This window comes from Gracilibacillus sp. YIM 98692 (assembly GCF_010993965.1).
Classification (GTDB): domain Bacteria; phylum Bacillota; class Bacilli; order Bacillales; family Amphibacillaceae; genus Gracilibacillus.
In genome coordinates this window covers 82,858-89,845 of sequence record NZ_WIXM01000013.1, presented here as the reverse complement: position 1 = coordinate 89,845, position 6,988 = coordinate 82,858, and the positions used below count along the sequence as shown (strand labels likewise).

Annotated in this window: 3 protein-coding genes; all 3 read right to left on the bottom strand. The window is 37.1% G+C overall.

Going from position 1 to position 6,988, the window contains the following annotated elements:
* Positions 1-379 precede the first annotated feature (379 nt).
* The 3 genes from helD to GHD00_RS12765 all read right to left on the bottom strand — a co-directional run bounded on the left by helD (position 380) and on the right by GHD00_RS12765 (position 6,389).
* Positions 380-2,761 (bottom strand): RNA polymerase recycling motor HelD, encoded by a 2,382-nt coding sequence (gene helD, locus GHD00_RS12775; RefSeq protein WP_163538562.1) that lies wholly within the window; start codon positions 2,759-2,761, stop codon positions 380-382.
* An 81-nt stretch (positions 2,762-2,842) separates the two neighbouring features.
* Positions 2,843-4,669, bottom strand: coding sequence for an ABC transporter ATP-binding protein (locus GHD00_RS12770; RefSeq protein WP_163538561.1), 1,827 nt, complete (start codon positions 4,667-4,669; stop codon positions 2,843-2,845).
* Positions 4,662-6,389, bottom strand: a complete 1,728-nt coding sequence (locus tag GHD00_RS12765) for an ABC transporter ATP-binding protein (RefSeq protein WP_163538560.1) — start codon at positions 6,387-6,389, stop codon at positions 4,662-4,664. The genes GHD00_RS12770 and GHD00_RS12765 overlap by 8 nt, the downstream gene beginning before the upstream one ends.
* Positions 6,390-6,988: the final 599 nt, after the last annotated feature.

Sequence of the window (6,988 nt, the reverse complement as noted above, 5' to 3'; positions counted from 1 at the left end):
AATATCGAGCTCAGTTTGAACAAGTAGCGTAAAAAGTGTCCAATAAATGGGGGTCACTCCATTCCTGTGGGGTCTTCAGACTGTTCCTTTCCCACTGGAGTCTCGTATTTTTCCGCAGCTTGGATTTGTTCTCTTCATCCAGTGAGAAAATGATCGAGCTTTCATACATTTGCTTTTAACGAACCATTTTAGATAGCTTTTTTGATCCATTTCCACTATCAAGCGGGAGAAATACACGTAGACTCCTGCGGGAAAGCGAAGTGTATTTCTGAAGCGGTATCAAAGCACTCATTTTAAAAGAGCAAAACTTTCTCCTAATTTATTGCGTATTATATGGATATTACGAATGAATTTTATACAAATCTTCCCAAGAGCAGCATTATTCGCTACTCTTTATGGGAATCTCATGAACTTTATAATGTTTATATAAATTTTTTGGTACAGCATTCAAAAACGGACTACACTTACCAATCGATAATAGAGACAGTTCATGCATGGCACGGGTACACGCTGTATAGAACAAGTTCCGTTCTAATTCGTCTTGAAAATTTCGATAGGAAGCATTGATGATGATAACAGCATCAAATTCAATACCTTTTGCCAAATACGCAGGGATGATAACAATTCCCTTGCTAAACGTATGGGCCTGTTGTGTCATTAGCTTCACTTCTGTATGATTTTTCAAATATTGATAAACCCGTTCACATTCTTCCATCGTCTTACCAATAAGTGCAATCGTTTCGTGTCCTATTTCTTCATAATGCTCGATTTGCTCTAATAATTTTTCCTGCAGCATTTCACTTGTTTCTACTTCCATTAATGTAGGGAGCTCTCCTTTTCTTTCAAATGGTTCAATTAAATCACCATTGATCATGAATGCTTTCGTAAAGGACACAATCGGTTCTGTAGAACGATAACTTTTCGTAAGCACCATACGCTCATGATCTCGGTTGTATTTTTCTGATAGTAGTGTTTCCTCTCTTAAAGCATGTGCATATATTGCTTGATTAATATCACCTAGTAAAGTCATGCGGCTTTTAGGAAACATTTTTTTCATTAGAACAAATTGAAAAGGTGTATAATCCTGAGCTTCATCAATAAATAAATGTTGGATCGTACGTTGTGCATCAAAGCCTAGTAAGCTTTTTTCAAAATAAATATAAGCAGGTGCATCTTCCCATGTTAACTCCTTTTGTTCTAATGCTTTCTTCGTTAATTGGCAAATCTCTTCCCAATAATCAGGTAATTCCATTTCCTCGTCTACATAAGAAGCGTCTTGAAATAGCTGCTGGTATGTCTTTAAAGGGTCTACAAAGGCTAGTTTTTTAATTTTTAACTTCAATGGACGCAAACGATACGCAACCACTCGTTTTCTTAGCAAAGCCTCTTCCCTATCATAATCATCAAATGTATCTTCAGAAAAACGATTTTGTTCCTGTAACGTTTGATGCACATCTACATAATCATGTCTTTCTAATAATTCACTTTCTTCTAAAACCCAATCTTTCTCCCTCTCAGCCACCTCAAACCGTTTTAAATGATAAAGAATCCAATTAGCGACTTTCTCTAGTCGGTCAGGTAAAGATAGGGTTGATTCTGTACGATAAAAATAGCGTGCTATGGTCTCTTTAGGTATAATCGTCTGGCCTCTAAACGTGATATTACGAAAGAATAATCCGCTTTTCTCTAACTTTTCTAGATAGGAGTCAATCAATTCTTTAAAGGATAAACTTGCTTTGTAATGCATCGCTTCTATTCTTGCATGATAATCTTTCCCTTTTTTCTGTAAGTAGTATTCCATTTGTTCAAAAGGACTCTCTAATTGAAAGCTGTCATCTAACTGTCGATGTAAATATTGATAAAAAGTCATTTGCTGCATATTGTCCTCACCGAGTTCAGGTAAAACTGTTGCCACATAACTATTAAATAAAGGGTTAGGTGAAAATAAGACAATTTGCTCAGAGGTTAAAGTCTCACGATAACGATAAAGTAAATACGCTACCCTTTGCAAAGCAGCCGAAGTCTTCCCGCTTCCTGCTACCCCTTGCACTACTAGCACTTTGCTCTTTTCGTTACGAATGATTTGATTTTGTTCCCGTTGAATCGTCGAAACAATACTTTTCATTTTAGTATTTGCCTGATCACCTAAGACAGATTGCAACAAATGATCTCCAATTGTAAGGCCAGTATCAAACATTCCCTTTAATTCGCCATTTCTAATAATATATTGACGTTTTAATGTTATTTCCCCGGAAATATTTCCTTGAACCGTGTCATAATTTGCTGGCCCTGGTGGGAAATCGTAATACATGCTCGCAATTGGAGCTCTCCAATCGTATACCAAAAATTCTTCATCATGTTCATCCATTACAGATGCTAAACCTATATAAATCGGTAACTCTTCGTTTTCTCCATCTTCCAAGAAGTCTATTCTTCCAAAATATGGTGTATCTTTCAAACGATCTAATATATCAAGCCTTTCACTCACTTGTCCATGGCTTCGTTCTCGCTCCGATAAAAATTCAGCTTGCTGTTTAATGCTCGCTTCCGTTTCAATTTTATCGTCCATTTCTTCTATATTAACGGTAACGTCTTCCCAGAAATCTCGACGGATATCAATAACATCTTCTTTTAAGTGATCTACTCTCGTGCGGAGTGCTTTCATCTTCCGCAAGATTTCATTCACTACCATATTCACTCGTTCTTGTTCTTGCTGCTTTTCTTGATCCCGTTTTTCCTCCGCCACTGATTCCACCTCCATACGTATCATATTCTGTTGGTTTAAACTAAAACCACTTTTTCTTATTATATTCTAACCTGTGATAAAATTTAATCCTTTCAACTATGAAGTTTCCGTTAATTGCTGTGTCTGAACAAGATCTGCATAAAAACCTCGTTGCTTTAACAATTGTATATGTGTTCCTCTCTCCACAATACTTCCTTGATCTAATACTAAAATTTGATCAGCCTGCTCAATGGTATTAAGCCTGTGTGCAATCACGAAACTAGTTTTTCCATCCATTAAACGGGTAAGCGCATCTGATATTTTAAGTTCGGTTATGGTGTCAATACTACTCGTCGCTTCATCTAATATAAGGATAGAAGGATTTGCGAGCATTGCTCGAGCTATCGATATTAACTGCCTTTGCCCTTGACTGATTTCATGTCCGTTCCCTTCTAACAATGTATCATATTGGTCAGGAAGCTGCTTAATAAATTCATGAGCATTAGCGTTTTTGGCGGCTTCTTCTACTTCCTTATCACTTGCATCTAATCTTCCATACCGAATATTTTCCCGAATTGTTGTGTCAAAGAGATAAGCGTCTTGCAGAACGATTCCAAGATGATTTCTTATGTTTGCATATGATATCGTAGATAAGCTCTTTCCGTCTAGCAAAATGTCTCCTTTATCCTCTTTATAAAACCGGGCTAGCAATGAAATGATGGTCGTTTTCCCTGCACCAGTTGGCCCTACTAAAGCCACTGTTTGACCTGGCTTTGCATGAAATGAGACATCTTTCAATATTTGCTCCCCACTTTGATAGGAGAAAGATACATCTTGAAACTGTATATCCCCGCTTGTTTTTGGTATTTTTTTCTTTTTTATCGTTTTTTCCTCTACATCTTGATCTAAAACTTCAAATACTCTTTCAGCCCCTGCAACAGCAGACAATATGGTATTAAATTGATTGGCTAAATCATTTAATGGTCTAGTAAATTGACGAGCATATGTTGTGAAGGTCACAATAACACCAATGGACACAGATGCAGCATTAGTCGTGAGAGCTATCCAACCTCCTATTCCAACAATAATAGCAAAACTAAAGTTATTTAGTGTATTCATAAGTTTCGGTATGAAACCAGTATATACTTGTGCCCAATAACCCGCTTCTTTAAGCTTATTATTATGTTGAGCAAATTGATCGATTACTCTCTTTTCTTGATGAAATAACTTTACCATAGAATGACCAGATAAGGTTTCTTCTAAAAACCCATTCATTTCCCCTAACTCTTTTTGCTGCTCTTTAAAAAAACGACTCGTTCGACGCGTAATCCACTTCATTCCCATGTACATAAGAGGTACAATAGTTAGTGTCATCCATGTCAAAATAGGGCTTAACCAAAACATAACAGACAGTGTCCCTACAAGCGTTAAAATACTCGTGGCTAATTGTATAACTGCGGTATTTAATGTTCGACTTACGTTTTCAATATCATTTGTCAACCTGCTCATCATTTCGCCACTCTGAGAGCGTTGAAAATGAATAACAGGCAAATGAAGAACATGTTCAAATAACTCTTTACGCATAAGATAAACGGTATGCTGTGCAATATCTATCATCCAATAATTTTGTAACCCTAAAGTAACAGACTGCAAAATGAAAATGATCAGTAATAAAACAAGTATTTCCGAAAGTTCAAAAAAATCATTGTTACCCGTCATCGTATCTACTGCTAAGCCAATAAAATAAGGGCCAAGTAATGAAAGAGCTGAGCTGATCAGTACAAATAGCAAAACAAGCCAAAATAAACCTCTTCCTGTTTGCATGTAACTCCATATTCTCAGAACAGTTCCTTTAAAATTTTGTATTTTTGGTCTCTTATTTAATGGCGGATGATGTGGTGACTTAGGTAAATCACTCTCATTACGGTGCCTTGCGTTACTCATTGACAGCCACCTCTTTCTTGTGCTGAGATTGCCATATTTTCTGATATAAAGAGTTTGATTGCAGTAATGCTTGATGTGTCCCTTTGCCTACTAAACTTCCTTTATCTAACAAAAATATTTGGTTTGCATCTATGACCGAACTGATTTTTTGGGATACAATAAATGTCGTACATTGACGTCGGCGTATGGCTTCTAGCACTTGGTATTCTGTTTCAGCATCCAGCGCACTTGTACTATCATCTAACAATAATATGCTTGGATTATCAGCCAAAGCCCGTGCAATGGATAATCGCTGCTTCTGCCCTCCTGATAGAGTAACACCTCTTTGACCAATGACCGTTTCATATTGATTCGGTAAAGTTAATATAAAATCATGCAGCTGCGCTTCTTTAGCTGCTTTTATCACTTCTTGATCACTTAGATTATCATTTCCCCAAGCTATGTTATCTCGAATCGAACCGGAAAATAAAAAACCTTCCTGTGGTACTAAGGTTACGTCAAAACGAATTTTATTTCCCAATTCTTCCATTGGCATTTCATCCATATAAATTTTCCCTTTAGTAGCTTGATATAAATATGGGATTAAATGAAGTAATGTCGATTTACCTGAACCTGTTTCACCTAAGATACCGACTTTCTCCCCATGCCCCACATGAAACGAAATATCATGCACCCCAATTTCATTCTTGTTAGGGTACTGAAAGCTTACATCTTGGAACGTGACAGAACCTTTTAACCTGTTTTTATTCGTTTGGTCTTGCTCTTCTACTAAATCATCCGGTTTCTGTTTTAACACTTCTTCAATACGATCAGCAGATGCACGTCCTCTCGACACATTCATAAGTAAAAAGGAAAACACACCGAAAGATGCAAGCATTCTAGTTGCATAGTTTATAATAGCCACTACTTCACCTGCTTGTGCTGATCCTATTTGTAAATGCAACGAACCTAACCAGATCAACACAATCATCGCTAAGTTCATAACAAGCATAACAATTGGCATCACAATCTCCATCATCCATAATGCTTGCTTGTTTTTATCTTTTAATGAATCATTAATAGCAGAAAAACGACTATTTTCAAAATGCATCCGGTGAAAAGCTTTGATTAGTTTGATCCCTAGTAAATTTTCTCGGACAATATTGTTCAAATGGTCTAGTTTTCGTTGTACCAATTGAAATAACCGCATTCCTTTTAGCATTAAAAACGCCATAATACCAAATAGTATAGGAATAGTTGCAAATAAAATAAGTGCTAACGATATATTTATTGTCAAAGACATGACAATACCGAAGATAATAAATAAAGGAGCTCGCAACATGATTCGCATAAAAGCAAATAATAGCCCTTGTATTTGTATTACATCATTTGTCATCCGTGTAAGCAAAGTGGATGTTGCAAATTGTTGTATTTTCATTGGAGAGAACATTTGAATATTCTGATACATATCCCTTCTCAAATCATGCCCTACACCTTGACTAACATTTGCGGCAAAGTAAGAGCTTGTTATACCAGCTGCGAACGCGAGTAAAGTGAGCAATAACAATACTCCGCCATAAAGGTAAATTGTAGACATATCTTCCGCTACAATACCATCATCGATTATTTTGGCCATAATCACCGGTTGAATCAGCTCTACGATTAACTCCACAATCATTAAAAAAAGCGCCATCATCATAGACTTTTTATATATATTTGTATAACGAAATACACGTCTCATCATTATCCTCCAGACAAACAACCCTTTTAATTTAAGCCCGCTTCGCATCATTTGTTGATTTACTACACAATTGAACCAAACTGCGTAATAGTGAAAATTTGTCTCGGTGTAGATTTCTTCCATTTTCATTTGAGATGTGTGCTATCACTCGCTCCGGCAGAATACTTCGCTTTCCGTGGGCTCAGCTTCAGCTAACTTGGTAAAGAAAAACCCTTTACCAAGTGGATCTTCAGCTCTCGCTGTCCCACAGGAGTCTCCGTATTCTGCCTACGCTGATAAAGGGGATCCACCTTTTAGAAGAATATATCCATAGGAATTCATTCATTTCTTTGTGCTCTTCCTTTCTTCAATTAGAACACCACACAAAGCGGAGGCAAGATACGAAGACTCCTGCGGAAACAACACGTGTCCGAAGACCCCACAGCGAGGGACGAGCGAGGAGACTGAGGCCGTGTCCGCGGAAAGCGAAGTATCTTGCCGAAGCGATTCTTTGCACTCAGCTTCGGAAGTATGGTAGAAAGTCATCCTAAAGTTATTACGCAGTTTATAGATTTTGTGCCATTAGACTTCTTATAAAAAAGATACTATCTTTTAGAAAA